We start from the raw sequence: 25439 nt of genomic DNA, 5'->3' as shown, positions 1-25439 counted from the left end.
CTGAACGTAGCAGGGGGCCTCGTCATTCAGGGCGTGGAGGATGTCAACAAACAGGTTGAATTAACTCCGCGCCCTGGTTTTTGACATTACCCACCGTGCGCGACACAGGGTGCCAGGTGAACTGGTTTGCTGGCACACAGCTTCTGGTAGCGATTTCTGAGGCTTCTTTACCACCAATGTCTTGCCGCATCCATTCCCGTGCAGCTTCTGGCGACAGAACCAGCGGGCGGCGGTCATGAATATCTACCAGACCTTGATCTGCCGCCGCAGTGACGATCAAAAATCCTTCGGCTTCGTCACCACGCTCAAACGGTATGCTACCTATCGCGGCCATAAAAACAGGTTGTCCGTCAGCGCGATAGATAAAATAAGGCTTTTTTTGTCGCCTTCTTTTTTCCACTCAAACCAGCCATCGGCAAAACAGATTGCCCGACCATGTTGCCAGAGCGGTTTAAACATGCGACTGGTTGAGGCAGTTTCTACGCGGGCGTTAATCAGCGGCGGTTTATCCCACCATCCGGGAGCATATCCCCAGAAAACCGGATCCAGATGAAGGTGTTCATCACGTTCACTGAGCAGAAGAACTTTGGTTCCCGGCGCGACATTGTATCTGCCAATGGGTTCGGGATCGTAGGGAATATCGCGTTCAATATCTTCCGCGAGAAGCGCAAGGTAATCCTCACGCGTTTGGGATTGGGCACAGCGTCCACACATAGCAACCTCCTGAGATCATACTGAAAAGAATAGGAGAGGGGGCGGGTAAAATCTATGTGTCAGAGGTAACGATGTTCCCGCTGTGGGCCACAGCGGGAATGAGGGATTACTTCTGAATTAAATAACGAATGGTCGGCCCGTCTTGCTGAATATCCAGCACAGTGTAGCCGTGATTACGCGCATCCAGTGGAATATTATTGATCGACTGCGGACAGTCGCTCACCACTTCTAGGATCTCACCTTTTTTTAATTGCGGCATCGCCTCAAGGGTTGCGACTGCCGGATAAGGGCAGGGTTCACCCACCATATCAAGGCGGTAATCAGGAACGATATTTTTCATGCGATCTCCTTAGCAGTCTGCGGTGCCGCACGGCGGAAGAAGCGTTTTTCCCAGCCGATAATCAACATCAGCGCAGCAAACAGCAGCAAATATGTCACCAGCAGGCCTCCCATCGGACCAAAAGTTTTCAGCAGGTTGATTTTGTCCCAGTCGGTGGCCAGCGCCGGAGCGAAATCATCCCAGTAATACGCCAGAATCGTTGAGCCGATCACGTTGCCCAGACCGACCCACCAGTAGTGCACCTGGCCTTCTACCGCGCGGTACATCCAGCCGGTTTCGCAGCCGCCTGCCAGCACGATGCCAAAACCAAAAAGTAAACCACCAATTACCGCATTTGGTCCCGCCCACATGATTTTAGGTTCAACGCCTAACTGTACGTAACTGAAGATCCCGATGGCACTCACCGCCATACCGATAATGATTGCTTTCGCCATATGGGTACGTCCGGTGATCCACATATCGCGGAACGCCGAAGTAAAGCAGATTTGCGCACGTTCAATCAGTAAACCAAAGCCGACGCCAAACAGCATTGCCAGCCCCAGTTTTGGTTGGTTCATCGCCGTGAGCAGCGCCCAGCCCAGCATGCCGAAAAAGACCAGCATCCCGAGACGAAAACGACGCCGCGCCTGATCCGGTTTTTGCGTCAGCGGTGAGGCGGCAGAAACTTTCTGCATTTTCACGGGAATACGGAAGATGGGCAGCAGGGTAAAGCGCGCGCCAAACCATGAACCAATGGCAGTGGCGATGGCAAAGAACCAGGCATGCAGCGAGAACTGAGGAATGCCGGTAAAGAACGCCGCCAGGTTACAGCCCATTGCCAGACGCGCGCCAAAACCGGCGATAATGCCGCCAATGATGGCCTGCATAATGCGGATACGGCTGCGTGGCATGCGTAGTTTGACATTGTTGGCCCACAGCGCAGCAGCAAAGCAGCCGCCAAACATACCGAGGATCATCATGCCGTCGATGCGGGTTAATGGCGATCCTTCCAGATGGATAATTTTAAAATAACCCCACTCTTCAGCATGGACGCCAAACAGCTGCAGGAGCTGACCGCCCCAACGGGTAAATTCACCCGTGACAGCCCAAAAGGTGCCAGTAATGCCAAAATAGTAAGTGGAGAGAATACCCGCCGCGATGACCGCAGGGATGGGTGCCCAGAATTTAATCAACCAGGCGTGTTTGAATTGCTGCCATGACATGAATGTAGCCTCTGAACTCAGAAGGTTTGAAACAAGAGCCGCGAATCATACACCATGCAAATTTATTTTCGGGGTAATAATTCACAAAAATAATAGTTAGATCAAATTTCTCTCTGAACCTGGAAAGGCTGGCGACATCAGAGCTTTAATGCCACAATCCTCTTTTCTTCTCATGCAGGACGAATGATGAAAAAACTCGCAATTGCAGGCGCGCTCATGTTGCTGGCGGGCTGTGCCGAAGTCGAAAACTATAACAATGTCGTGAAAACCCCCGCGCCGGACTGGCTGGCGGGCTACTGGCAGACCAAAGGGCCGCAACGTGCGCTGGTCAGTCCGGAAGCGATAGGCAGCCTGATTGTCACTAAAGAGGGCGATACCTTGGATTGCCGTCAGTGGCAGCGGGGGATTGCCGTGCCGGGTAAGTTGACATTGATGTCTGATGATCTCACTAACGTTACCGTAAAACGTGAGCTGTACGAGGTTGAGCGTGACGGTAACACCATTGAGTACGATGGTATGACGATGGAGCGTGTGGATCGCCCGACGGCAGAGTGTGCCGCCGCGCTGGATAAAGCGCCGTTACCGACGCCACTGCCGTAATGAAATCTCCCCGGCTTGCCGCCGGGGATGGATTTAAATCACCTCTTCGATAACCCACACGCTGACGCTGCCGCCGTTGCAAAAGAAGGTCGCTTCGCCGTTTTCGTCTGTCACTACGCTCTCTTGCCGGTTCCCCAGAAAATCACGCCAGGTTTTATTGCCGTAATTCTCTCCCAGATGAATGGTTTTTTCGCCATCATCTCCGTTCGACATGACCACCACGCAGCCGGGATATTCGTCGGTGCCACTGCGGCTAAAGGCAATGCAGTTCGGATGGTCGAAAAATAATGTCTGTACACCGTGGGCGAAACGCTGACGGGCGAGAATTAACTCATCAAGCTGTTCGATTATTGGCATATCTATCGGATAGGTTTGCCCGTCACCACCGACATCTTCGTAATGTGCACCGTAGAGGTCCGGATAGAACACCGAAGGAACGCCATTTTCCCGCAACAAAATTAAGGCATACGCCAGCGGTTTAAACCACGGTTCGACCGGTGCTTCGAGGGCTTGCAACGGTTGGGTGTCGTGGTTGGCAACGAGGGTTACGGCGTGAAAAGGATCGGCTTCCACCAGCGTCCCAGTGAAGATCTGCGTCATGTCGTAGTCGCGACCCATGCGCGATGCTTCATGGAATTTCATCTGCAGCGGCGCATCAAACAGCATGGTTTTGCCTTCCACCTGATCAATATACGTTTGCAGTTTATCGACTTCATGCGACCAGTATTCAGCCACAATAAACAGCGGCTTTGGCGCAACTTCCTGTACGTGTTCGATCCACTCTTTATAAAACCATGCCGGAATATGTTTGACCGCATCAAGACGAAAGCCGTCGCATTGCGTTTGTTCCATCACCCAGCGCGCCCAGTATTTAATCTCTTCCGTCACGGCATGATTGCGAAAATCGATATTCTCACCCATCAGATAATCGAAATTACCGAGTTCATCATCAACCTGATCGTTCCAGCCTTCTCCGGTATAGTCGTTAACAATTTTAAAAATGCAATCTTCATCAGGGTGTTCGATATGGTCGATACCGCTAAAACATTTGAAATCCCAGATAAACTGCGAGTATTGCCCGGCACGAGCGGGGAAGGTGTAACGCGTCCAGCCTTCACACTCAATGATTTCTTCGTCAATTTGCGTACGGTCATCAGCATTTACACGCTGCACGCGAATAGCTTCTTTTTCATCCGCGCCCATTTTGTGGTTGACTACCACGTCCAGCAGCACCGCAATGTCATTACGTTTCAGGGCGTCAATGGCGGCCAGCAGTTGTGCTTTATCACCATATTTAGTAGGGATGCTGCCTTTCTGATCAAACTCACCTAGATCAAATAAATCATAGGAGTCGTAGCCGACCGAATAGCCGCCCGATGCGCCTTTATAGGCGGGCGGCAACCAGACCATATTGATACCAATATCATTAAAACCGTCTGCGCGCTCGGCCAGTTCAGGCCAGAGCTTACCGCCTTCCGGGTAATACCAGTGAAAACATTGTAACAGCGTGGGATTACGCATTCTTCGACTCCATTCAAGGGGAATATTAGAAGCGTAGCCGTAATCGGATTATTCGCGAGCCATCGGCTCATTAAGATTCAAAAGAGGTTATCCTGCGGAGCCAGCACAAAGCCGCCCTGATCGCCATAGGCACTTAACACCGATTTTTGCACCGATGACTGACCGACCAGTTTCGCCAGTTCATCCATCCGAATCTGTAATAACTGCTTTACCTTGCTTTCGTTGTCGAGAATCAGGTGCAGCATCGGGCGGAGCTGCTCCTGCATCGTAGTGGACGGGGCAACCTCTTCAGTCAGGTGTGCGATCTCCTGCACCGCATTCACATACGCCATTTCGCTAGCGATGAGTTCGTCCCATTGTTCTTCCGTTGCCAGGCGTAACATGAGCTGGCTTTTTTCGACGAGTTGTTGCCAGGCGAAATACAAATGCGGTGCATTGTTCATCAGACTGGGTCCTGAATCGAAGAAGGGGAGAGTAAAGACTCTTTCCAGGCATCGGCAATATTACGCATTAATGCTTCCACCTCTTCGACTGCGGAGACATCGTTGCGTAAATTGGCTTGCAGCAAACGCCTGACCATATAGCTATAAAGAGCAATTAAGTTTTGGGTTAATTCGTCTTTGCTCTCTTCATCAAGACTCACCCGCAGTCCGTTCTCAATGATGTTGATCGCTTTTGACAAAGAGACGCCTTTGCCTTGCTGATTGTTGTCCTGCATAAACAGTCGCGCTCTAACCAGTGCGCTCAGCACTCCATCAAATAGCATGGTGACCAACTGCTGTTGGCTGGCGCTCATTACGGTGCTTTCGACGCCAATTTGCGCATAGGCCTGGGTGCCTTTTGCCGCGTACATGACCTGTCTCCCGATGAATAATGATTACTTGGAATTACTGTTGTTTTCGAACTGCTGCGTTAAGTAGCTGCTGGTGCTGTTTAACGAGGTCATTAAAACGTCCAGTTGGGTAAATTGTTCTTTGTAGCGCGCGACCTGCGCATCAATGCGATCGCTGGCGGCGTTGTAGTCTTTAGTTAACTTATTCAGGGTTTTACTAACGCCATCGGTAGCGGCTTTAATAATGCCCGTTGTCGAAAGCCAACTGGTCAGGTTGCTGCCGATGGTGGTTGTGATGCCGGTTTTTTTACCATCGCCAACAATCAATGCACCTACGCCGCTGGCATCTTTTTTCAGTGCAGCGGTGAGTTTGTCGGCATCCAGTTCCAGTTTGCCATCGCTGGGATCGGTCGTGATACCAATCTGCGCCAGCGTTTTATAGCTGGAAGAACTGACGGTATTACTCAGCATCGACTTCAACTGCGTCTGAATCGTCCGCAGCGTGGAGTCGCCGAGCAGTGCGCCATTGCTAGAACTCTGGCTATCAGCTCCCGCATCTACGGCGGTGTATTTGGTCAGGCTGCTGAAGGTATCTATTAGCGAGTTATAGGCATTCACCCAGTCTTTAATCGCCGTTTGCGCTTTGGAGGTGTCCTGAGTGATGGTTAGCGTCTGGTTGCCCGTGGTGACATCGTTCAGGTTCAGGGTGATGTTTTCCAGCGCGTCGCTGATAGTGTTGCTGCTGTTCTCGATGGCGACGTTGTTGACCGTCAGCTGCGCATTCTGGGCGGCGACCGAGACCTCCATACCGTTGCTGCTGGCACTGGCGTCATAGCCCATAAAACTTTGTAGCGCATCATCACCGCTGACCGAGAGTGTCATCGCATTATCAAGGCCGGTGTCATTTGATGTGACTGACAGACGATATTCACCGTTACCCACGTTAATGATGCTCGCACTTACGCCCGCTTTTGCGTTGTTGATGGCATCACGGATCCCGCTTAACGATGAGTTAGCCGCGCTGATATCAATGGTAATCGGATCTTTGTCGCCGCCTTGTTGAATGGTGAGTTTGCTGTCGCTGGTGGCGATCGCCGTTTTCGTATCATCTCTGGTGGTGCGCGTGGTCAGGGTTTGCGCCTGCGCCAGATGGGTGACGCTGATGGTGTATTTCCCGGCGATGGCGTTACCCGCGGTGGTGGCACTGAACGCGGTGGTGCTGCTGGTGGTGCTGGTGGCGGAAAAAAGATCGGCTTTAGACAATGCAGTATTGGCGGTCTGGAAAGTCGTCAGCGCGCTTTTCAGCGTACCGTAGGCGCTAAGTTTAGCGGTAAACGACGATTGCTGATTTGAAATAGGGGTTAGCGTCGCTTTTTGCGCGGCGGTGAGGCTATCAAGGATTGAACTTAAATCCAGACCTGACCCGACTCCCAGCGATGAAATACTTGCCATGCGATTTCCTTTTATCTTTCGACACGTAAAACGAATACCGGGGTTATCGGCCTGAATTGCGCAAAGTTTACGTTTAATTGTTTTTTTTAATAGCGGGAATAAGGGGCAGAGAAAAGAGTATTTCGTCGACTAACAAAAAATGGCTGTTTGTGAAAAAAATTCTAAAGGTTGTTTTACGACAGACGATAACAGGGTTGACGGCGATTGAGCCGACGGGTGGAAACCCAAAACGTAATCAACGACTTGCAATATAGGATAACGAATCATGGCACAAGTCATTAATACCAACAGCCTCTCGCTGATCACTCAAAATAATATCAACAAGAACCAGTCTGCGCTGTCGAGTTCTATCGAGCGTCTGTCTTCTGGCTTGCGTATTAACAGCGCGAAGGATGACGCCGCGGGTCAGGCGATTGCTAACCGTTTTACTTCTAACATTAAAGGCCTGACTCAGGCTGCACGTAACGCCAACGACGGTATTTCTGTTGCACAGACCACTGAAGGCGCGCTGTCCGAAATCAACAACAACTTACAGCGTATCCGTGAGCTGACGGTTCAGGCTTCTACCGGGACTAACTCTGATTCGGATCTGGACTCCATTCAGGACGAAATCAAATCCCGTCTCGACGAAATTGACCGCGTATCCGGTCAGACCCAGTTCAACGGCGTGAACGTACTGGCAAAAGACGGTTCGATGAAAATTCAGGTTGGTGCGAATGACGGCCAGACTATCACTATTGATCTGAAGAAAATTGACTCTGATACGCTGGGGCTGAATGGGTTTAATGTGAATGGTGGCGGGGCTGTGGCTAATACTGCTGCATCTAAAGCTGACTTGGTAGCTGCTAATGCAACAGTGGTCGGCAACAAATATACTGTGAGTGCGGGTTACGATGCTGCTAAAGCGTCTGATTTGCTGGCTGGAGTTAGTGATGGTGATACTGTTCAGGCAACCATTAATAACGGCTTCGGAACGGCGGCTAGTGCAACGAATTACAAGTATGACAGTGCAAGTAAGTCATACTCTTTTGATACCACAACGGCTTCAGCTGCCGATGTTCAGAAATATTTGACCCCGGGAGTTGGTGATACCGCTAAGGGCACTATTACTATCGATGGTTCTGCACAGGATGTTCAGATCAGCAGTGATGGTAAAATTACGGCAAGCAATGGAGATAAACTCTACATTGATACAACTGGGCGCTTAACGAAAAACGGCTCTGGTGCTTCTTTGACTGAGGCTAGTCTGTCCACACTTGCAGCCAATAATACCAAAGCGACAACCATTGACATTGGCGGTACCTCTATCTCCTTTACCGGTAATAGTACTACGCCGGACACTATTACTTATTCAGTAACAGGTGCAAAAGTTGATCAGGCAGCTTTCGATAAAGCTGTATCAACCTCGGGAAACAATGTTGATTTCACTACTGTAGGTTATAGCGTCAACGGCACAACTGGCGCTGTAACAAAAGGTGTTGATTCGGTTTATGTTGATAACAACGAGGCGTTGACCACATCTGATACTGTAGATTTTTACCTACAGGATGATGGTTCAGTGACTAACGGCAGCGGTAAGGCAGTTTATAAAGATGCTGATGGTAAATTGACGACAGATGCTGAAACAAAAGCAGCTACGACAGCCGATCCCCTGAAAGCTCTGGATGAAGCCATCAGCTCCATCGACAAATTCCGCTCCTCCCTGGGTGCGGTGCAAAACCGTTTGGATTCCGCAGTCACCAACCTGAACAACACCACTACCAACCTGTCTGAAGCGCAGTCCCGTATTCAGGACGCCGACTATGCGACCGAAGTGTCCAACATGTCGAAAGCGCAGATTATCCTGCAGGCCGGTAACTCCGTGCTGGCAAAAGCCAACCAGGTACCGCAGCAGGTTCTGTCTCTGCTGCAGGGTTAATCGTCTGAATGCCTCTCAAACCCCGCCACCGACGGGGTTTTTTACATTCGGCTTTTTGCGTAACCCCCAAATAACCCCTCATTTCACCCACTAATCGTCCGATTAAAAACCCTGCAGAAACGGATAATCATGCCGATAACTCATATAACGCAGGGCTGTTTATCGTGAATTCACTCTATACCGCTGAAGGTGTAATGGATAAACACTCGCTGTGGCAGCGTTATGTCCCGCTGGTGTGTCACGAAGCATTGCGCCTGCAGGTTCGACTGCCCGCGAGCGTGGAACTTGACGATCTGCTACAGGCGGGCGGCATTGGGTTACTTAATGCTGTCGAACGCTATGACGCCCTACAAGGAACGGCATTTACAACTTACGCAGTGCAGCGTATCCGTGGCGCTATGCTGGATGAACTTCGCAGCCGTGACTGGGTGCCGCGCAGCGTGCGACGCAACGCGCGTGAAGTGGCACAGGCAATAGGGCAACTGGAGCAGGAACTTGGCCGCAACGCCACGGAAACTGAGGTAGCGGAACGTTTAGGGATCGATATTGCCGATTATCGTCAAATGCTGCTCGACACCAATAACAGCCAGCTCTTCTCCTACGATGAGTGGCGTGAAGAGCACGGCGATAGCATCGAACTGGTTACTGATGATCATCAGCGAGAAAACCCGCTACAACAACTGCTGGACAGTAATCTGCGCCAGCGGGTGATGGAAGCCATCGAAACGTTGCCGGAGCGCGAAAAACTGGTATTAACCCTCTATTACCAGGAAGAGCTGAATCTCAAAGAGATTGGCGCGGTGCTGGAGGTCGGGGAATCGCGGGTCAGTCAGTTACACAGCCAGGCCATTAAACGGTTACGCACTAAACTGGGTAAGTTATAACGTCAGTAAATGCCGCACTTTAACTTTGACTACCAGGAGTTCTTAATGATGGTGCAGCACCTGAAAAGACGGCCATTAAGCCGCTATCTTAAAGACTTTAAACACAGCCAGACCCATTGCGCGCATTGCCGTAAATTACTCGATCGCATTACCTTAGTTCGCGACGGCAAAATAGTGAATAAAATCGAGATTTCCCGCCTGGACACGCTGCTTGATGAAAAAGGCTGGCAAACGGAACAACAATCATGGGCGGCATTGTGCCGATTTTGCGGTGATTTACATTGCAAAACGCAGAGTGATTTTTTCGATATTATCGGCTTTAAGAAATTTCTTTTTGAGCAAACTGAAATGAGCCCAGGTACGGTGCGTGAATATGTCGTTCGTCTGCGCCGTTTGGGTAATCATCTACATGAGCAAAATATTTCCCTCGATCAGCTGCAGGACGGTTTCCTTGATGAAATCCTCGCCCCGTGGCTGCCCACCACCAGCACCAACAATTACCGCATCGCATTACGGAAGTATCAACACTATCAGCGCCAAACCTGTACCGGACTTGTGCAGAAATCCTCCAGCCTGCCTGCTTCTGATATATATTAAATAAGAATAAGATGTAGCGGAGTTGTTTTTGTGTTTACAAACAATGGCTCTACACTGCAAACAGACATAACAACATTCGGGGTGAATATGAAATTAGCACATCTGGGACGTCAGGCATTGATGGGTGTGATGGGCGTGGCGCTGGTTGCGGGCATGAGCGTTAAAAGTTTTGCAGATGAAGGTCTGCTTAATAAAGTCAAAGAGCGCGGCACGCTGCTGGTAGGGCTGGAAGGCACTTATCCGCCGTTCAGTTTTCAGGGGGATGACGGCAAATTAACCGGTTTTGAAGTGGAATTTGCTCAACAGCTGGCAAAACATCTTGGCGTTGAGGCGTCACTAAAACCGACCAAATGGGACGGTATGCTGGCGTCGCTGGACTCTAAACGCATTGATGTGGTGATTAATCAGGTCACCATTTCTGACGAGCGCAAGAAAAAATACGATTTCTCTACCCCTTACACCATTTCCGGTATTCAGGCGCTGGTGAAAAAAGGTAACGAAGGCACCATTAAAACGGCTGCTGATCTGAAAGGCAAAAAAGTGGGTGTCGGTCTGGGCACCAACTATGAAGAGTGGCTGCGGCAGAATGTTCAGGGTGTCGATGTGCGTACCTATGATGATGACCCGACCAAATATCAGGATCTGCGCGTAGGGCGTATCGATGCGATCCTCGTTGATCGTCTGGCGGCGCTGGATCTGGTGAAGAAAACCAACGATACGCTGGCAGTAACCGGTGAAGCATTCTCCCGTCAGGAGTCTGGCGTGGCGCTGCGTAAAGGAAATGAAGACCTGCTGAAAGCGGTGAATGATGCAATTGCGGAAATGCAAAAAGACGGCACTCTGCAAGCTCTTTCCGAAAAATGGTTTGGTGCTGATGTGACCAAATAATCAGCATAATGACAAAAAAGGGCGCTTTCACTAGCGCCTTTTTTATTTACGCGTTTTCAGCGTGCATAATAAGAAAATCACAACAACACGCATCGGAGGCTGTTATGCCACTGCATAATTTAACCCGTTTTCCACGGTTGGAGTTTATCGGCGCGCCAACGCCGCTCGAATATCTGCCGCGCTTTTCTGATTATCTTGGACGGGAAATTTTCATCAAACGGGATGAGGTCACCCCCATGGCAATGGGCGGCAATAAATTACGTAAGCTGGAATTTCTCGCGGCAGATGCCCTGCGCGAAGGTGCCGATACGCTGATTACTGCCGGCGCGATCCAGTCTAACCATGTGCGCCAGACTGCCGCAGTCGCGGCGAAACTCGGTCTGCACTGCGTGGCGCTGCTGGAAAATCCTATTGGCACAACCGCAGAAAACTATTTAACCAACGGCAATCGTTTGTTGCTGGATCTGTTCAATACCCAGATTGAAATGTGCGACGCACTGACCGATCCCAATGCCCAACTGGAAGAGCTGGCGACGCGAGTCGAAGCACAAGGCTTTCGCCCGTATGTCATTCCGGTTGGCGGTTCTAATGCTCTTGGCGCGCTAGGTTATGTGGAGAGTGCGCTGGAAATCGCGCAACAGTGTGAAGGGGCGGTTAATATTTCGTCGGTGGTAGTCGCATCGGGCAGTGCCGGAACTCACGCCGGACTGGCTGTTGGGCTGGAACACCTGATGCCTGAAAGCGAACTGATTGGCGTGACCGTGTCGCGTTCCGTTGCCGATCAATTGCCGAAAGTGGTTAACCTACAACAGGCGATTGCGAAAGAACTGGAGCTGACCGCATCAGCGGAAATTTTACTCTGGGATGACTATTTTGCACCTGGCTACGGCGTGCCGAACGACGAAGGCATGGAAGCAGTGAAATTGCTGGCGCGTCTGGAAGGTATTCTGCTTGATCCTGTGTATACCGGAAAAGCGATGGCGGGGCTGATTGACGGTATCAGTCAGAAACGCTTCAAAGATGAAGGGCCGATTCTGTTTATTCATACCGGCGGCGCGCCTGCGCTGTTCGCCTATCATCCCCACGTTTAACTCCGGGAACGCTCATGCAAGAAAGTATACAACTGGTTATTGATTCCTTGCCGTTCCTGTTGAAAGGGGCTGGGTATACCCTGCAACTCAGTATCGGCGGCATGTTTTTTGGCTTACTACTCGGGTTTATTCTCGCGCTGATGCGCCTGTCGCCAATCTGGCCCGTGCGCTGGCTGGCGCGTTTTTATATCTCTATTTTTCGTGGTACGCCGCTCATCGCACAACTGTTTATGATCTATTACGGCCTGCCGCAGTTTGGTATCGAATTAGATCCCATTCCGTCAGCAATGATTGGTCTGTCGCTGAACACTGCCGCCTATGCCGCCGAAACGCTGCGCGCCGCCATTTCTTCTATTGATAAAGGTCAGTGGGAAGCCGCTGCCAGTATTGGTATGACGCCGTGGCAGACCATGCGTCGCGCGATTTTGCCACAGGCGGCGCGGGTGGCGTTGCCGCCGCTGTCGAACAGCTTTATCAGTCTGGTAAAAGATACGTCGCTGGCCGCGACAATCCAGGTGCCGGAGCTGTTCCGTCAGGCGCAGTTGATTACCTCGCGCACGCTGGAGGTGTTCACCATGTACCTGGCGGCTTCGCTCATCTACTGGATCATGGCGACTGTGTTATCGACGTTGCAGAACCATTTTGAGAATCAACTTAATCGCCAGGAGAGAGAACCAAAATGAGTGCCATTGAAGTTAAGAACCTGGTGAAAAAATTCCACGGTCAGACGGTGCTGCACGGTATCGACCTCGAGGTAAAGCCTGGCGAAGTGGTGGCAATTATCGGTCCGAGTGGTTCCGGCAAAACCACATTGCTACGTAGCATAAATCTGCTGGAACAACCGGAAGCGGGAACGATCACCGTTGGCGATATCACTATTGATACTGCACGTTCATTAAGTCAGCAAAAATCGCTGATTCGCCAGTTGCGTCAGCACGTCGGGTTTGTCTTCCAGAACTTTAATTTGTTTCCGCATCGTACGGTGCTGGAAAACATTATTGAAGGGCCGGTGATCGTCAAAGGCGAACCGAAAGAAGAGGCCACGGCGCGCGCTCGCGAGCTGCTGGCGAAAGTTGGGCTGGCCGGTAAAGAAACCAGCTATCCACGTCGTTTGTCTGGCGGTCAACAGCAGCGTGTTGCGATTGCGCGTGCACTGGCAATGCGTCCTGAGGTGATTTTGTTTGACGAGCCAACGTCGGCGCTGGATCCAGAGCTGGTGGGCGAAGTCCTGAACACCATCCGCCAGCTGGCGCAGGAAAAGCGCACGATGGTGATTGTGACACACGAAATGAGCTTTGCCCGGGATGTTGCGGACCGGGCGATCTTTATGGACCAGGGGCGGATAGTCGAGCAGGGGGCAGCAAAAGCGTTATTTGCCGATCCCCAGCAGCCTCGCACCCGCCAGTTCCTCGAGAAGCTTCTGCTGCAATAATAAGAAAAAATCAGCCCCGACGATTCACCTGTCGGGGCGGGACGCCATTTCAAGCGTGATAAAACTGCTTAACAAATCAGCATAACTCATTAATAACATAAGAGAATGCGATGGCTTGCAAAAGTAATTCATTGCCTGAATAATATAAATTATATATAAATCTTATTTATGTGATAGTTTGAATTATCATTATAAATGATACTCACTCTCAGGGGCGTTGCGGTTTACTATGCAGGATACGGATTTTTTCAGCTGGCGTCGCACGATGCTGTTGCGTTTTCAGAGGATGGAGGCCGCAGAAGAGGTCTACCATGAAATAGAGCTTCAGGCTCAGCAGCTGGAGTACGATTACTATTCGTTATGTGTTCGCCACCCGGTACTATTCACGCGACCTAAAGTGGCTTTCTACACCAATTACCCTGAGTCGTGGGTTAGTTATTATCAGGCAAAAAATTTTCTCGCAATTGATCCTGTGCTGAACCCTGAAAACTTTAGTCAGGACCATTTAATGTGGAATGATGACTTATTCAGCGAAGCACAGCCATTATGGGAAGCCGCGCACGCACATGGTTTACGCCGCGGTGTCACTCAGTATTTAATGCTGCCAAATCGGGCGCTGGGCTTTTTGTCCTTTTCCCGTTGCAGCACGCGCGAAATACCCATTCTTAGTGATGAACTGCAATTAAAAATGCAGTTACTGGTGCGCGAAAGTCTGATGGCTCTGATGCGTTTAAATGATGAAATAGTGATGACGCCAGAGATGAATTTCAGCAAGCGCGAAAAAGAAATTCTGAAATGGACGGCGGAAGGGAAGACATCAGCAGAGATAGCGATGATTTTGTCAATAACCGGCTGAAAGGCACGCTCTCAGCCGGTTTTATATTACTGACGGTAGGCTTGTTTAATTTGCTTAACCGTTTTGGAAAATACTGCAGCCTGGGTTTCGTCTTCGATCAGCGCAAGCTGTTTTTCCATCTTTAACATCACGCGGCCCGCGTCAGCTTGTCCCATCGCCTGCAGCATCAGCGTCAGCATCGCTTTCAGGCAGGAGACTTCATTTGCCAGTTCTTGATTATTCTCGGCAGTAGAAAAATCAGGCGTACTCATTTATTTTCCTCGTCATGTTGCAATGAAAATTTGCGGTGAAAAATGTTAAGGCGGCGGAGTATACCATAAGCTTTGCTAAAAATAGCAGTGGTTGTTTTTTGAGCGTGATATCGGCAGTGCTATAAAATACGTTAATATAATGACCAATAAATATTTTTATCATGAATGTTTTTTGCCCGTATTGTTCGGGTTAATTAATGTTACATATTCAGCGGGCTGATTTTCATTTTTGCTGAATAAAGTCAATTTTTGTCACATTTCATCGTAGGGCTTACTGTGAAACGATCCGGTAAGCCGTTGGTGACGGGCGTGACCATAACTGTGGACAATCGAATTGACAAAAACGAGAGAAAAATCGAATACCCACCATTTTTAACGTTTCAAAGTTGCAATAAAAACCGCTAATATACGAATGACTAACTATCAGTAGCGTTATCCCTATTTCTGGAGATATTCCTTTGATCAACGTTCTACTTGTTGATGACCACGAACTGGTGCGCGCAGGGATACGACGCATTCTGGAAGATATAAAGGGTATAAAAGTCGTCGGAGAGGCATCGTGCGGTGAAGACGCCGTTAAGTGGTGCCGGACAAATGCCGTTGACGTGGTGCTAATGGACATGAGTATGCCGGGCATTGGCGGTCTTGAGGCGACGCGTAAAATCGCGCGTTCCACAGCTGATGTTAAAATCATCATGCTTACGGTCCATACAGAAAACCCTTTACCAGCGAAAGTCATGCAGGCAGGTGCTGCTGGCTACCTCAGCAAAGGCGCGGCTCCGCAGGAAGTCGTGAGTGCGATTCGTTCTGTCTATTCAGGGCAGCGTTACATTGCTTCTGATATCGCTCAACAAATGGCGTTAAGCCAGATCGAACCAGAAAAAACAGAAAGCCCATTTGCCAGTTTGTCTGAACGTGAATTGCAGATTATGCTGATGATCACTAAGGGCCAGAAGGTCAATGAGATCTCAGAACAGCTCAATCTCAGTCCGAAAACGGTGAACAGCTACCGCTATCGTATGTTCAGTAAACTAAACATTCATGGCGATGTTGAGCTGACTCACCTGGCAATTCGCCATGGTCTGTGTAATGCGGAGACATTATCAAGTCAGTGAGTGATCAGTTTGACGCAAAAGCGTTTTTAAAAACCGTAACCAGCCAGCCAGGCGTTTATCGCATGTACGATGCTGGTGGTACGGTTATCTATGTCGGCAAAGCGAAAGACCTGAAAAAACGGCTTTCCAGCTATTTCCGCAGCAACCTCGCTTCGCGCAAAACCGAAGCGCTGGTCGCCCAGATCCAGCAAATTGATGTAACGGTTACGCATACAGAAACCGAAGCGCTGTTGCTGGAACACAACTACATCAAACTCTATCAGCCGCGTTACAACGTTTTGCTACGCGATGATAAATCTTATCCTTTTATCTTCCTGAGTGGCGATACCCACCCGCGTCTGGCGATGCATCGTGGTGCAAAGCATGCCAAAGGTGAATATTTCGGCCCGTTCCCGAATGGCTATGCCGTACGTGAAACACTGGCGCTACTGCAAAAGATTTTCCCCATTCGCCAGTGCGAAAATAGTGTTTATCGCAATCGCTCGCGTCCGTGTCTGCAATACCAGATAGGGCGCTGTCTGGGACCGTGCGTTGAAGGACTGGTGAGTGAAGAAGAATACGCTCAGCAGGTCGAGTATGTGCGCCTGTTTTTGTCTGGCAAAGATGATCAGGTGCTTACGCAACTCATTAGCCGTATGGAAACTGCCAGCCAGAATCTGGAGTTTGAAGAAGCGGCATGTATTCGCGACCAAATTCAGGCGGTGCGACGCGTCACCGAAAAACAGTTTGTTTCCAATACCGGCGACGACCTTGACGTTATTGGTGTGGCGTTCGATGCGGGCATGGCTTGTGTCCACGTATTGTTCATTCGTCAGGGCAAAGTGCTCGGCAGCCGCAGCTATTTCCCGAAAGTGCCTGGCGGTACGGAACTGAGCGAGGTGGTAGAAACCTTCGTAGGTCAGTTCTATTTACAAGGCAGCCAGATGCGCACCTTACCGGGTGAGATCCTGCTCGATTTTAATCTTAGCGATAAAACGCTGCTCGCCGATTCCCTTTCAGAACTGGCGGGACGCAAGATTAATGTTCAAACCAAACCTCGCGGCGATAGGGCGCGTTATCTGAAACTCGCGCGCACCAATGCGGCGACGGCCTTAACCAGCAAACTTTCGCAGCAATCTACCGTTCACCAGCGACTGACCGCGCTTGCCAGCGTGTTGAAATTGCCGGAAGTGAAGCGGATGGAGTGCTTTGACATCAGCCATACCATGGGCGAACAAACCGTCGCTTCCTGTGTGGTGTTTGATGCTAACGGCCCGCTGCGTGCGGAGTATCGGCGCTATAACATTACAGGCATCACGCCGGGCGATGATTATGCGGCGATGAATCAGGTGCTGCGTCGGCGTTATGGTAAAGCCATTGACGACAGTAAGATCCCGGATGTGATCCTTATCGACGGCGGCAAAGGCCAGCTTGCGCAGGCGAAAAATGTCTTCGCCGAACTGGATGTCTCATGGGATAAAAATCATCCGCTGCTACTTGGCGTTGCCAAAGGAGCAGATCGTAAGGCTGGACTGGAAACGCTGTTCTTTGAGCCGGAAGGTGAGGGATTTAGTTTGCCGCCAGATTCACCCGCGCTGCATGTTATCCAGCATATTCGCGATGAATCACATGATCACGCGATTGGCGGGCACCGTAAAAAACGGGCGAAGGTCAAAAATACCAGTTCCCTGGAAACCATTGAAGGCGTCGGGCCAAAACGTCGGCAAATGTTGTTGAAATATATGGGCGGTTTGCAAGGTTTACGTAACGCCAGCGTCGAGGAAATTGCAAAAGTGCCGGGTATTTCGCAAGGTCTGGCAGAAAAGATCTTCTGGTCGTTGAAACATTGATGTCTCTGTAGCAACATAGGGGTAATCTTACTGACAACAGATAGTTACCCGTCATTATGCAATTTAATATCCCTACGTTGCTTACACTGTTCCGTGTCATCCTTATCCCATTCTTTGTATTGGTCTTTTATCTGCCTGTCACCTGGTCGCCGTTTGCCGCCGCGCTCATTTTCTGCGTCGCGGCGGTGACTGACTGGTTCGATGGTTTTCTGGCACGCCGCTGGAACCAGAGTACCCGGTTTGGTGCTTTCCTTGACCCTGTGGCAGATAAAGTTCTCGTGGCTATCGCCATGGTGCTGGTAACCGAGCATTATCACAGCTGGTGGGTGACATTACCGGCGGCAACGATGATCGCCCGTGAAATTATTATTTCTGCGCTACGCGAATGGATGGCGGAGTTGGGTAAACGCAGTAGCGTGGCCGTCTCCTGGATTGGGAAAGTGAAAACCACTGCCCAGATGGTGGCGTTGGCCTGGCTGCTGTGGCGTCCGAACATTTGGGTTGAGTACGCCGGTATTGCACTTTTCTTTGTGGCTGCGGTACTGACTCTGTGGTCAATGTTGCAATATTTGAGCGCTGCGCGTGCAGATTTGCTTGATCAGTGATCGTTTCGGCGTAATTTTCAGCAAACGATCAAAAGTGGTGAAAAATATCGTTGACTCATCGCGCCAGGTAAGTAGAATGCAACGCATCGAACGGCGGCACTGATTGCCAGACGATAATAAAATCAAGTGATTAACTGATTGCTTGATGAATACGGGAATAGCTCAGTTGGTAGAGCATGACCTTGCCAAGGTCGGGGTCTCGAGTTCGAGTCTCGTTTCCCGCTCCAGTTTAAAAGACATCGGCGTCAAGCGGATGTCTGGCTGAAAGGCCTGAAGAATTTGGCGCGTTAACAAAGCGGTTATGTAGCGGATTGCAAATCCGTCTAGTCCGGTTCGACTCCGGAACGCGCCTCCACTTTCTTCCCGAGCCCGGATGGTGGAATCGGTAGACACAAGGGATTTAAAATCCCTCGGCGTTCGCGCTGTGCGGGTTCAAGTCCCGCTCCGGGTACCATGGGAAAGATAAGAATAAAATCAAAGTAATAAGCAGTGTCGTGAAACCACCTTCGGGTGGTTTTTTTGTGCCTGCAACTTGTCGTTACACCCTCCTTAATTTTTAATCACCGGCAAAGCCACTCAAAAAGTATCTCTGATACGGACCGGCATGTAAGATAGGTGCTGGCGAGTTGAGATCCACAAGGAAAAGCGTATGAAAACGGGACCGTTAAACGAAAGTGAGTTGGAATGGCTGGACGATATTCTGACCAAATACAACACTGACCACGCCATCCTTGATGTGGCGGAGCTGGACGGTTTATTGACGGCGGTGTTGAGTTCTCCGCAAGAGATTGAACCAGAACAGTGGCTGGTTGCCGTGTGGGGTGGGGCTGACTATGTGCCGCGTTGGGCGTCAGAGAAAGAGATGACGCGCTTTATGAACCTGGCTTTTCAACATATGGCCGATACCGCAGAGCGTCTGAACGAATTCCCGGAGCAGTTTGAGCCGTTATTCGGCTTGCGAGAAGTTGATGGCAGCGAGCTGACGATTGTTGAGGAGTGGTGCTTTGGCTATATGCGGGGCGTGGCACTTTCTGACTGGTCAACGTTGCCCGATTCTTTAAAACCAGCGCTGGAGGCGATTGCGCTGCACGGTACTGAGGAAAACTTCGAGCGGGTAGAGAAAATGTCGCCAGAAGCGTTTGAAGAGAGCGTAGATGCCATTCGACTGGCGGCGCTTGATTTACATGCATACTGGATGGCGCATCCGCAGGAAAAAGCTGTTCAGCAACCGATCAAAGCAGAAGAGAAACCGGGGCGTAACGATCCTTGTCCGTGCGGCAGTGGTAAGAAATTTAAGCAGTGCTGCCTGCATTAAGAGGTCACATTGGGTGTCAGCGTTAATTCTGGCACCCAATAAGGAATTTGAGGCTATCTGATCACCCCACTTCTGGTAACAACCCTGCCGCAATCAAAAATTGCACGCCAATCACAGCAATACCACAGAGAAACACCACCACCAGCGCCGGACGACCACCTTTGACCCGGTAACCCGCCTGAGGATTGTGCTTTCTGCTTTGCCAGGTCAATAGTGAAGGGATAATCAATGCCAGTACCGCCAGCGCCACACCGGCGTAACCCAGCGCCATCACAAATCCTCGTGGATAAAACAGTGCAAACGCCAACGGCGGCAGAAAGGTAATTGCACCAGTTTGCAATCGTCCACCAACGGTATTTGAACGCTGAAACAAATCAGCCAGATAATCAAATAAGCCTAACGCAACGCCGAGAAATGACGTGGCGAGGGCTAAATCAGCAAATAAATGCACCGCCAGCTCAACATGCGGAGAGGGCACCATTTCGCGTAACGCCTGTAACAGCCCGTTTAATCCAGCATGATTAGCCAGCAATCCCATAAAGGTTGTTGAATCAATGCTGCCAAGCGTCGCCACCTGCCAGAAAATATATGCCACCAGGGGGATGGCACTACCGATTATAAACACCCAGCGTAGCTTACGAATGTTGCCATCCATATAGCTGACAATACTCGGCATGCTACCGTGAAAACCAAACGACGTAAAAATCACCGGGATTGCAGACAGTGCCAGCCCCTGTTGCAACGGCAGGGTTAAAAGATTCACTTTGTGAATATGCGGTAGCAGCAATACCAGCATCACCACCAGAAAAATAATTTTGGCGCTGAACAGAAAACGGTTAAATAAATCGACCAGCGATGTTCCAACACAAACCACGCCACCGGCAACAAAAGTGAACAACAGCACGCCAGCGGTTGCCGACATTGAAATACCTGTCCAGTCGCTGATGCTGGAGGCCAACAATTCACCGGCACCGCTGATGTATGCTGCAGTCAGAGCATACATTAAGAACATCATACTGAAGCCCGTCAGCCATTGACCGTAGCGTCCCAGATAGCGTTTTGCCAGCGTGCCCAGACCGGTATCTGCCGGAACATGCTGGTACACCTCCAGCAGTAATAGCGCCGTGTAGCACATCAACGCCCAAAGCCCAATCAACAAGATTAACGTAACGCTAAAACCAACACCGGCCGCAGCCAGCGGCATTGCCAGCATGCCTGCGCCAATTGTGGTTCCCGCCACGATAAAAACACTTCCCAGGGTTCTGTTTTTCACGCTTTCTTCTGTCCTGACGATCTTTATGAGTGATATCTGCGGCGCAGGTTAAGGCATAACGGCTGCTTCGTCAAATCGACGTTACATATTGTGTAAATATAAATGTACAATAAAAGCATTCAGTCCTGCGCTGGCGCAAAGTCTTCATAAGCGGTAATCGCTACGCTAGGCTTTTTTTGAGGAGGAACGATGGACTCTATTCACGGTCATGAAGTGTTAAATATGATGATTGAATCAGGCGAGCAATATACGCATGCCAGTCTGGAAGCTGCGATTAAAGCGCGTTTTGGTGAACAGGCACGTTTTCACACGTGCTCGGCAGAAGGGATGACAGCGGGAGAGCTGGTAGCGTTTCTGGCAGCAAAAGGCAAATTTATACCTTCAGAAGAAGGTTTTTCGACCGATCAGAGTAAGATTTGCCGTCACTGATTTGAAACGGCGGCAGAAACCTGCCGCCGGAGAGCATTAGTTTTGTGTGTCGAGGGTAGAGAGTTCTTTGTCGATAAAATACAGACCTTCGCCGCTTTTGCCTGCCAGGCTTAATTTATCAATAATCGATTTGAACAGTTTCTCTTCTTCATGCTGCTCAGAAACATACCACTGCAGGAAATTAAATGTTGGGTAGTCCTGATTGGTCATTGCAGCATGAGCCAGTTCGTTAATTTTCTGGGTGATTAATTGTTCGTGTTTATAGGTTTCCTGGAATAATTCATCAAGTGAGGAATATTCAGCAAACGGAGATTCAACGGTATTAATACGCGGTAAATTGCCGGTATCAGTCAGGTAATCAAACAGACGCTGCATATGCGTCATCTCTTCCTGGGCGTGACGGCGCAGGAACGCGGCAGCACCTTCGAAGGTATGATAGCTGCACCAGGCGCTCATTTGCTGATAAAGCAGTGAAGAGTACAGTTCCAGGTTCATCTGCTCATTAAGTTTTTCAATCATTTCTGGTTTCAGCATGATAGTGCTCCACAAAGGTTATATTTGTTGCTGTGGCGTCACTATAATTTGTTATTTTATTATTTGCAAAAGGTAAAATATAAACTTCAATTATTAAAAATACGAATGGGAATAAAACGCATTACCGCTATTTCTTTAATCAGCGAAGATCCCCTCGCTGATTAAAATATTTAGAGAAAGACAGGGAAGGCGGAATGATGGCACTGATATGACAAAGTGAATTCCGTATTCAAACATAAGGAACCCGCAAAAAGGCTACAGTTGCCTACTGGCTGACCAAAGGGGATCGCGTGGGTATAGCCTTCCTGCTGGCATGCGCGATCGGCGATCCCGCGACTGACATAACGATCGGTATGGGCATGATGCAAAAAAGCCTGGTCATAAACCAACCGTACAATACCTGTTGCCGCGTCAACTTCGCTCACATGGGCCTGGCGAGTAACCGTACACCCCGCCAGCGTTATTAATGAAAGAGTCAGAATCAGAAGTCTCATGGTCCAGCCAGAAGAGTAAGAGAAAGCACTATTTTACGCGTTACAGCGCTGCGACAATGGCCGGAAAAGATGCCTGGCAGGCGCTATTTCTTGCCATCTGTAGGTGTCAGAAATAGGGGGGCTGTTTTTTGATTATCATTTTTATAACATTAAAGGGGTATTTATGTGATTTGTATCACATAAAGATTGATTTTTGTGATGGTTGTCATATTATAAGCGCAAAGACAATAACACCTGTATAACAAATGGTCGGAGTGCCGCGATGAAACTGCGCAAAATCCTGAAAAGTATGTTCAATAACTATTGCAAGACGTTCAAAGACGTACCGCCAGGCAATATGTTCCGATAACAAAAAACCTGCTCCGGCAGGTTTTTTTGTGTCCTGATGACGGTGGATGTGACTATCGCTGAAGATGTGAAGCCGCTACTATAACGGCTTTCAAAATGCTATCAGGAGTTTACGATGTCCCAGCCGCTGAATGCCGATCAGGAACTGGTTTCTGATGTGGTAGCTTGCCAGTTGGTTATCAAACAAATTCTGGATGTTCTCGATGTAATCGCGCCCGTTGAAGTTCGTGAAAAAATGTCCAGTCAGCTGAAGAATATCGACTTTACTCATCATCCCGCTGCCGCAGACCCGGTCACCATGCGGGCAATCCAAAAAGCCATCGCGCTGATTGAACTCAAGTTTACCCCACAGGGTGAATCCCATTAAAAAAACCGCTGCTTCAAACAGATGAGGCAGCGGTTTCTCAAAAACTTCATCGGCGCAATGTATTAGCGCCGATGTATGATCAATGCAGCTGGTGTGACACGACATTCAGAACATGTTGGTCGGTCTGCACAGGGCACATACCCGCAAGTTTCGCACTGCGCACTTCATCAAGAATGGTTTGCAGCAACAGGCCATCATGCTGCTGTTCTTTTTCCAGATCGCGCAGGAAATTGACGGTTGAATCATCATTCAGTTCTTTCGCTTCATCGGCTAACTGCGCCAGCGTGCTTGAACGTTGCTCGTATTCTTCCATCGTTTTTTGGAACAGTTCTTCCAGAGAGTTCAGTTTTTCACCTGGAACATCAATGGCTTTAACGATGGGGGTAGCGCCGACACTCTTCATAAAGTTAAACATGCGCATCATTTGGGTCACATTACTCTGTGCCTGGGCGCGAAGGAAAGTGGCGGTGCCGTTCAGACTCTGTTCAGAACACCAGTTACTCAGGTGAAGGTAGAGATTGGATGCGTAAAACTCGCGGTTCATTTGAGAGTTGAGTTTGAGAAGCATTCCAGCGGTTGCCATACCTAATATCCTTATATCCAGAAGTGGAGAGGTGCAAGATAAATCAAAACACCATAATTACTGTTTGCAGAATAATTCCTTTCTGCCGGTCCGAAATGTGATCGTGGAGTCAATTCTGACGATGATCTGAAATAAGAATAACGTCTGAACGGTTATAAGAAAATGCTTAAATCATCAAGTTTATATATTTTTACATTTCATTGGTGAAATCAATGTAAATGCAATGAATTTTAATGATAGTGCTTTTTGTATCTTGTTGATATTAATCGATGAATTTGAATTCATGATGAAGTGATGATTTTATAAAACGTTTTTTCATTTTTGCGAGATGGCTCTCATTATACGTGTTCTGTTAATTAATGAGCACAGTGATAATTAATGGCGAAATGAATGACGCGCATTTTCCACATCTTTGAGTTGTGGTTATTACACCATTTCAAAAACTCAACGCCAGGTAATGCGGCCTATTGACTGGTTAAAAAGAAGACATCCCGCATGGGTACCGAAGACAACAAGGATTTCCAGGCTAATCTTATGGATTAATCTGCTGTGCATTCAACAATTTGTCTGACAAATTGGCTTTTCCTTATGTCTTTTCCCGCTAAATTTATGCACGTTCTCACTGTAATTCTGCGATGTGATATTGCTCTCCTATGGAGAATTAATTTCTCGCTAAAACTATGTCAACACGGTCACTTATCTTTTAGATAAAAGGTAATGCTTTGTTTTCCGATTAATTTAACGAATGTCATTCGTTTTTGCCCTACACAAAACGACACTAAAGCTGGAGAGAACCATGCACAAATTTACTAAAGCCCTGGCAGCCATTGGTCTGGCAGCCGTTATGTCACAATCCGCTATGGCGGAGAACCTGAAGCTCGGTTTTCTGGTGAAGCAACCGGAAGAGCCGTGGTTCCAGACCGAATGGAAGTTTGCCGATAAAGCCGGGAAGGATTTAGGGTTTGAGGTTATTAAGATTGCCGTGCCGGATGGCGAAAAAACATTGAACGCGATCGACAGCCTGGCAGCCAGTGGCGCAAAAGGTTTCGTTATTTGTACTCCGGACCCGAAACTCGGCTCTGCCATCGTCGCGAAAGCGCGTGGCTACGATATGAAAGTCATTGCAGTGGATGACCAGTTTGTTAACGCCAAAGGTAAGCCAATGGATACCGTTCCTCTGGTGATGATGGCGGCGACTAAAATTGGCGAACGTCAGGGCCAGGAACTGTATAAAGAGATGCAGAAACGTGGCTGGGATGTCAAAGAAAGCGCAGTGATGGCGATTACCGCCAACGAACTGGATACCGCCCGCCGCCGTACAACGGGTTCTATGGACGCACTGAAAGCTGCAGGATTCCCGGAAAAACAAATTTATCAGGTACCTACCAAATCTAACGACATCCCGGGGGCATTTGACGCTGCCAACTCAATGCTGGTTCAACATCCGGAAGTTAAACATTGGCTGATCGTCGGTATGAACGACAGCACCGTACTTGGCGGCGTACGTGCAACCGAAGGTCAGGGCTTTAAAGCAGCCGATATCATCGGTATTGGTATTAACGGTGTGGATGCAGTAAGCGAACTGTCTAAAGCACAGGCAACCGGCTTCTACGGTTCCCTGCTGCCAAGCCCGGACGTACATGGCTATAAATCCAGCGAAATGCTTTACAACTGGGTAGCAAAAGACGTTGAAACGCCAAAATTTACCGAAGTTACAGACGTGGTACTGATCACGCGTGACAACTTTAAAGAAGAACTGGAGAAAAAAGGTTTAGGCGGTAAGTAATTTGCCGGAAAAATTCCCCTCTGCATGATGCAGAGGGGGTGTGAACGACCAGTGATTCACGGAGACGTTATGCAACAGTCTACCCCGTATCTCTCATTTCGCGGCATCGGTAAAACGTTTCCCGGCGTTAAGGCGCTGACGGATATTAGTTTTGACTGCTATGCCGGTCAGGTTCATGCGCCG

At 49.3% G+C, this 25439-nt stretch carries 28 protein-coding genes, 2 tRNA genes and 4 pseudogenes; 20 read left to right on the top strand and 14 right to left on the bottom strand.

Going from position 1 to position 25439, the window contains the following annotated elements; translation table 11 throughout:
• Nucleotides 1-43 precede the first annotated feature (43 nt).
• The 3 genes and pseudogenes from ACUU1I_RS10705 to yedE all read right to left on the bottom strand — a co-directional run bounded on the left by ACUU1I_RS10705 (nucleotide 44) and on the right by yedE (nucleotide 2256).
• A pseudogene (locus tag ACUU1I_RS10705) lies at nucleotides 44-714 on the bottom strand (SOS response-associated peptidase).
• 106 nt (nucleotides 715-820) lie between these two features.
• Complete coding sequence (gene yedF, locus ACUU1I_RS10700) at nucleotides 821-1054, bottom strand: sulfurtransferase-like selenium metabolism protein YedF (RefSeq protein ID WP_000790504.1); 234 nt, start codon at nucleotides 1052-1054, stop codon at nucleotides 821-823.
• On the bottom strand, nucleotides 1051-2256 hold the full coding sequence (yedE, locus tag ACUU1I_RS10695; protein WP_000118897.1) for a selenium metabolism membrane protein YedE/FdhT: 1206 nt from the start codon (nucleotides 2254-2256) through the stop codon (nucleotides 1051-1053). Before yedE ends, yedF begins: the two co-directional genes overlap by 4 nt.
• 186 nt (nucleotides 2257-2442) lie before the next feature.
• On the opposite strand from yedE, the gene yedD reads away from it, so the two are divergent.
• On the top strand, nucleotides 2443-2856 hold the full coding sequence (gene yedD / locus ACUU1I_RS10690; protein ID WP_001392280.1) for a lipoprotein YedD: 414 nt from the start codon (nucleotides 2443-2445) through the stop codon (nucleotides 2854-2856).
• 33 nt (nucleotides 2857-2889) lie between these two features.
• Here the strand turns inward: yedD and amyA are convergent, their stop codons facing one another.
• The 4 genes from amyA to fliD form a co-directional block, all read right to left on the bottom strand.
• Nucleotides 2890-4377 carry an alpha-amylase gene (gene amyA, locus ACUU1I_RS10685; protein ID WP_001245687.1) on the bottom strand — a complete coding sequence of 496 codons (1488 nt, stop codon included), beginning with the start codon at nucleotides 4375-4377 and terminating at the stop codon, nucleotides 2890-2892.
• A 77-nt stretch (nucleotides 4378-4454) separates the two neighbouring features.
• On the bottom strand, nucleotides 4455-4820 hold the full coding sequence (fliT, locus tag ACUU1I_RS10680; RefSeq protein ID WP_001057836.1) for a flagella biosynthesis regulatory protein FliT: 366 nt from the start codon (nucleotides 4818-4820) through the stop codon (nucleotides 4455-4457).
• Nucleotides 4820-5230, bottom strand: coding sequence for a flagellar export chaperone FliS (gene fliS / locus ACUU1I_RS10675; RefSeq protein WP_000270672.1), 411 nt, complete (start codon nucleotides 5228-5230; stop codon nucleotides 4820-4822). The genes fliT and fliS overlap by 1 nt, the downstream gene beginning before the upstream one ends.
• A gap of 24 nt (nucleotides 5231-5254) precedes the next feature.
• The gene (gene fliD / locus ACUU1I_RS10670) at nucleotides 5255-6661 is read right to left on the bottom strand and encodes a flagellar filament capping protein FliD (protein ID WP_000146784.1); all 1407 of its coding nucleotides are present in this window, start codon (nucleotides 6659-6661) and stop codon (nucleotides 5255-5257) included.
• Nucleotides 6662-6926: 265 nt separating this feature from the next.
• Between fliD and fliC the strand changes: the two genes are divergently transcribed.
• The 8 genes and pseudogenes from fliC to sdiA form a co-directional block, all read left to right on the top strand.
• Nucleotides 6927-8579, top strand: a complete 1653-nt coding sequence (fliC, locus tag ACUU1I_RS10665; RefSeq protein ID WP_000079691.1) for a flagellin FliC — start codon at nucleotides 6927-6929, stop codon at nucleotides 8577-8579.
• A 164-nt stretch (nucleotides 8580-8743) separates the two neighbouring features.
• Entirely contained in the window at nucleotides 8744-9463 is a 720-nt protein-coding gene (gene fliA, locus ACUU1I_RS10660) for an RNA polymerase sigma factor FliA (protein WP_001087451.1), read from the top strand.
• A gap of 45 nt (nucleotides 9464-9508) precedes the next feature.
• Nucleotides 9509-10060: a flagella biosynthesis regulatory protein FliZ gene (fliZ, locus tag ACUU1I_RS10655; RefSeq protein ID WP_005048734.1), complete on the top strand. Its 552-nt coding sequence runs from the start codon at nucleotides 9509-9511 to the stop codon at nucleotides 10058-10060.
• Nucleotides 10061-10147: 87 nt separating this feature from the next.
• Complete coding sequence (tcyJ, locus tag ACUU1I_RS10650) at nucleotides 10148-10948, top strand: cystine ABC transporter substrate-binding protein (protein WP_005069139.1); 801 nt, start codon at nucleotides 10148-10150, stop codon at nucleotides 10946-10948.
• 104 nt (nucleotides 10949-11052) lie between these two features.
• Complete coding sequence (gene dcyD, locus ACUU1I_RS10645) at nucleotides 11053-12039, top strand: D-cysteine desulfhydrase (protein ID WP_001128248.1); 987 nt, start codon at nucleotides 11053-11055, stop codon at nucleotides 12037-12039.
• A gap of 14 nt (nucleotides 12040-12053) precedes the next feature.
• A complete protein-coding gene (gene tcyL, locus ACUU1I_RS10640; RefSeq protein WP_001158220.1) occupies nucleotides 12054-12722 on the top strand; it encodes a cystine ABC transporter permease in 669 nt (222 codons plus the stop codon).
• On the top strand, nucleotides 12719-13471 hold the full coding sequence (gene tcyN / locus ACUU1I_RS10635) for an L-cystine ABC transporter ATP-binding protein TcyN (RefSeq protein ID WP_001272995.1): 753 nt from the start codon (nucleotides 12719-12721) through the stop codon (nucleotides 13469-13471). Before tcyL ends, tcyN begins: the two co-directional genes overlap by 4 nt.
• Before the next feature lie 229 nt (nucleotides 13472-13700).
• Nucleotides 13701-14321 (top strand): annotated as a pseudogene (gene sdiA / locus ACUU1I_RS10630) (transcriptional regulator SdiA); the annotation flags it as partial.
• Nucleotides 14322-14353: 32 nt separating this feature from the next.
• Here the strand turns inward: sdiA and yecF are convergent.
• The 3 genes and pseudogenes from yecF to ACUU1I_RS10615 all read right to left on the bottom strand — a co-directional run.
• Nucleotides 14354-14578, bottom strand: a complete 225-nt coding sequence (gene yecF / locus ACUU1I_RS10625) for a DUF2594 family protein YecF (RefSeq protein WP_000106474.1) — start codon at nucleotides 14576-14578, stop codon at nucleotides 14354-14356.
• On the bottom strand, nucleotides 14565-14741 hold the full coding sequence (yecU, locus tag ACUU1I_RS10620; RefSeq protein ID WP_000590347.1) for a protein YecU: 177 nt from the start codon (nucleotides 14739-14741) through the stop codon (nucleotides 14565-14567). The genes yecF and yecU overlap by 14 nt, the downstream gene beginning before the upstream one ends.
• A gap of 82 nt (nucleotides 14742-14823) precedes the next feature.
• Nucleotides 14824-14895, bottom strand: a pseudogene (locus tag ACUU1I_RS10615) (transcriptional regulator); the annotation flags it as partial.
• A 141-nt stretch (nucleotides 14896-15036) separates the two neighbouring features.
• Between ACUU1I_RS10615 and uvrY the strand changes: the two are divergent.
• From uvrY to yecA, 6 genes are all read left to right on the top strand, one after another.
• Nucleotides 15037-15693 carry a UvrY/SirA/GacA family response regulator transcription factor gene (gene uvrY / locus ACUU1I_RS10610; RefSeq protein WP_000611335.1) on the top strand — a complete coding sequence of 219 codons (657 nt, stop codon included), beginning with the start codon at nucleotides 15037-15039 and terminating at the stop codon, nucleotides 15691-15693.
• Nucleotides 15690-17522 carry an excinuclease ABC subunit UvrC gene (gene uvrC / locus ACUU1I_RS10605; RefSeq protein ID WP_001283406.1) on the top strand — a complete coding sequence of 611 codons (1833 nt, stop codon included), beginning with the start codon at nucleotides 15690-15692 and terminating at the stop codon, nucleotides 17520-17522. Before uvrY ends, uvrC begins: the two co-directional genes overlap by 4 nt.
• Before the next feature lie 56 nt (nucleotides 17523-17578).
• Complete coding sequence (gene pgsA / locus ACUU1I_RS10600) at nucleotides 17579-18127, top strand: CDP-diacylglycerol--glycerol-3-phosphate 3-phosphatidyltransferase (protein WP_001160187.1); 549 nt, start codon at nucleotides 17579-17581, stop codon at nucleotides 18125-18127.
• Between the two features lie 281 nt (nucleotides 18128-18408).
• Nucleotides 18409-18482 (top strand) — tRNA-Cys (locus ACUU1I_RS10595).
• A gap of 12 nt (nucleotides 18483-18494) precedes the next feature.
• Nucleotides 18495-18581, top strand: a tRNA-Leu gene (locus tag ACUU1I_RS10590).
• Nucleotides 18582-18776: 195 nt separating this feature from the next.
• A complete protein-coding gene (gene yecA / locus ACUU1I_RS10585; RefSeq protein ID WP_000847902.1) occupies nucleotides 18777-19442 on the top strand; it encodes a UPF0149 family protein YecA in 666 nt (221 codons plus the stop codon).
• A gap of 61 nt (nucleotides 19443-19503) precedes the next feature.
• Here yecA and tyrP read toward each other — a convergent pair whose 3' ends face one another.
• Nucleotides 19504-20715 (bottom strand): tyrosine transporter TyrP, encoded by a 1212-nt coding sequence (gene tyrP, locus ACUU1I_RS10580; protein ID WP_000797554.1) that lies wholly within the window; start codon nucleotides 20713-20715, stop codon nucleotides 19504-19506.
• Nucleotides 20716-20904: 189 nt separating this feature from the next.
• Here tyrP and ACUU1I_RS10575 point away from each other — a divergent pair, with 189 nt between their 5' ends.
• Nucleotides 20905-21144, top strand: a complete 240-nt coding sequence (locus ACUU1I_RS10575) for a YecH family metal-binding protein (RefSeq protein ID WP_000377224.1) — start codon at nucleotides 20905-20907, stop codon at nucleotides 21142-21144.
• A gap of 36 nt (nucleotides 21145-21180) precedes the next feature.
• Here ACUU1I_RS10575 and ftnA read toward each other — a convergent pair whose 3' ends face one another.
• On the bottom strand, nucleotides 21181-21678 hold the full coding sequence (gene ftnA / locus ACUU1I_RS10570) for a non-heme ferritin (RefSeq protein WP_000917208.1): 498 nt from the start codon (nucleotides 21676-21678) through the stop codon (nucleotides 21181-21183).
• A 170-nt stretch (nucleotides 21679-21848) separates the two neighbouring features.
• Nucleotides 21849-22172, bottom strand: coding sequence for a YecR-like lipofamily protein (locus ACUU1I_RS10565; RefSeq protein WP_001237863.1), 324 nt, complete (start codon nucleotides 22170-22172; stop codon nucleotides 21849-21851).
• A 262-nt stretch (nucleotides 22173-22434) separates the two neighbouring features.
• Here ACUU1I_RS10565 and azuC point away from each other — a divergent pair, with 262 nt between their 5' ends.
• Complete coding sequence (azuC, locus tag ACUU1I_RS10560) at nucleotides 22435-22521, top strand: stress response protein AzuC (protein WP_010723106.1); 87 nt, start codon at nucleotides 22435-22437, stop codon at nucleotides 22519-22521.
• Nucleotides 22522-22635: 114 nt separating this feature from the next.
• Nucleotides 22636-22887 carry a DUF2766 family protein YecJ gene (gene yecJ, locus ACUU1I_RS10555; RefSeq protein WP_000082120.1) on the top strand — a complete coding sequence of 84 codons (252 nt, stop codon included), beginning with the start codon at nucleotides 22636-22638 and terminating at the stop codon, nucleotides 22885-22887.
• A 79-nt stretch (nucleotides 22888-22966) separates the two neighbouring features.
• Here the strand turns inward: yecJ and ACUU1I_RS10550 are convergent, their stop codons facing one another.
• Complete coding sequence (locus tag ACUU1I_RS10550; RefSeq protein ID WP_000179469.1) at nucleotides 22967-23470, bottom strand: non-heme ferritin-like protein; 504 nt, start codon at nucleotides 23468-23470, stop codon at nucleotides 22967-22969.
• A gap of 796 nt (nucleotides 23471-24266) precedes the next feature.
• Here ACUU1I_RS10550 and araF point away from each other — a divergent pair.
• Entirely contained in the window at nucleotides 24267-25256 is a 990-nt protein-coding gene (gene araF / locus ACUU1I_RS10545; protein WP_000548676.1) for an arabinose ABC transporter substrate-binding protein AraF, read from the top strand.
• Nucleotides 25257-25325: 69 nt separating this feature from the next.
• A pseudogene (locus ACUU1I_RS10540) lies at nucleotides 25326-25439 on the top strand (ATP-binding cassette domain-containing protein); the annotation flags it as partial.

It is taken from the genome of Shigella sp. SIG3 (genome assembly GCF_053555855.1).
The sequence above is the reverse complement of the archived record's forward strand: the minus strand, read 5'-3'. Positions and strand labels throughout refer to the sequence as shown.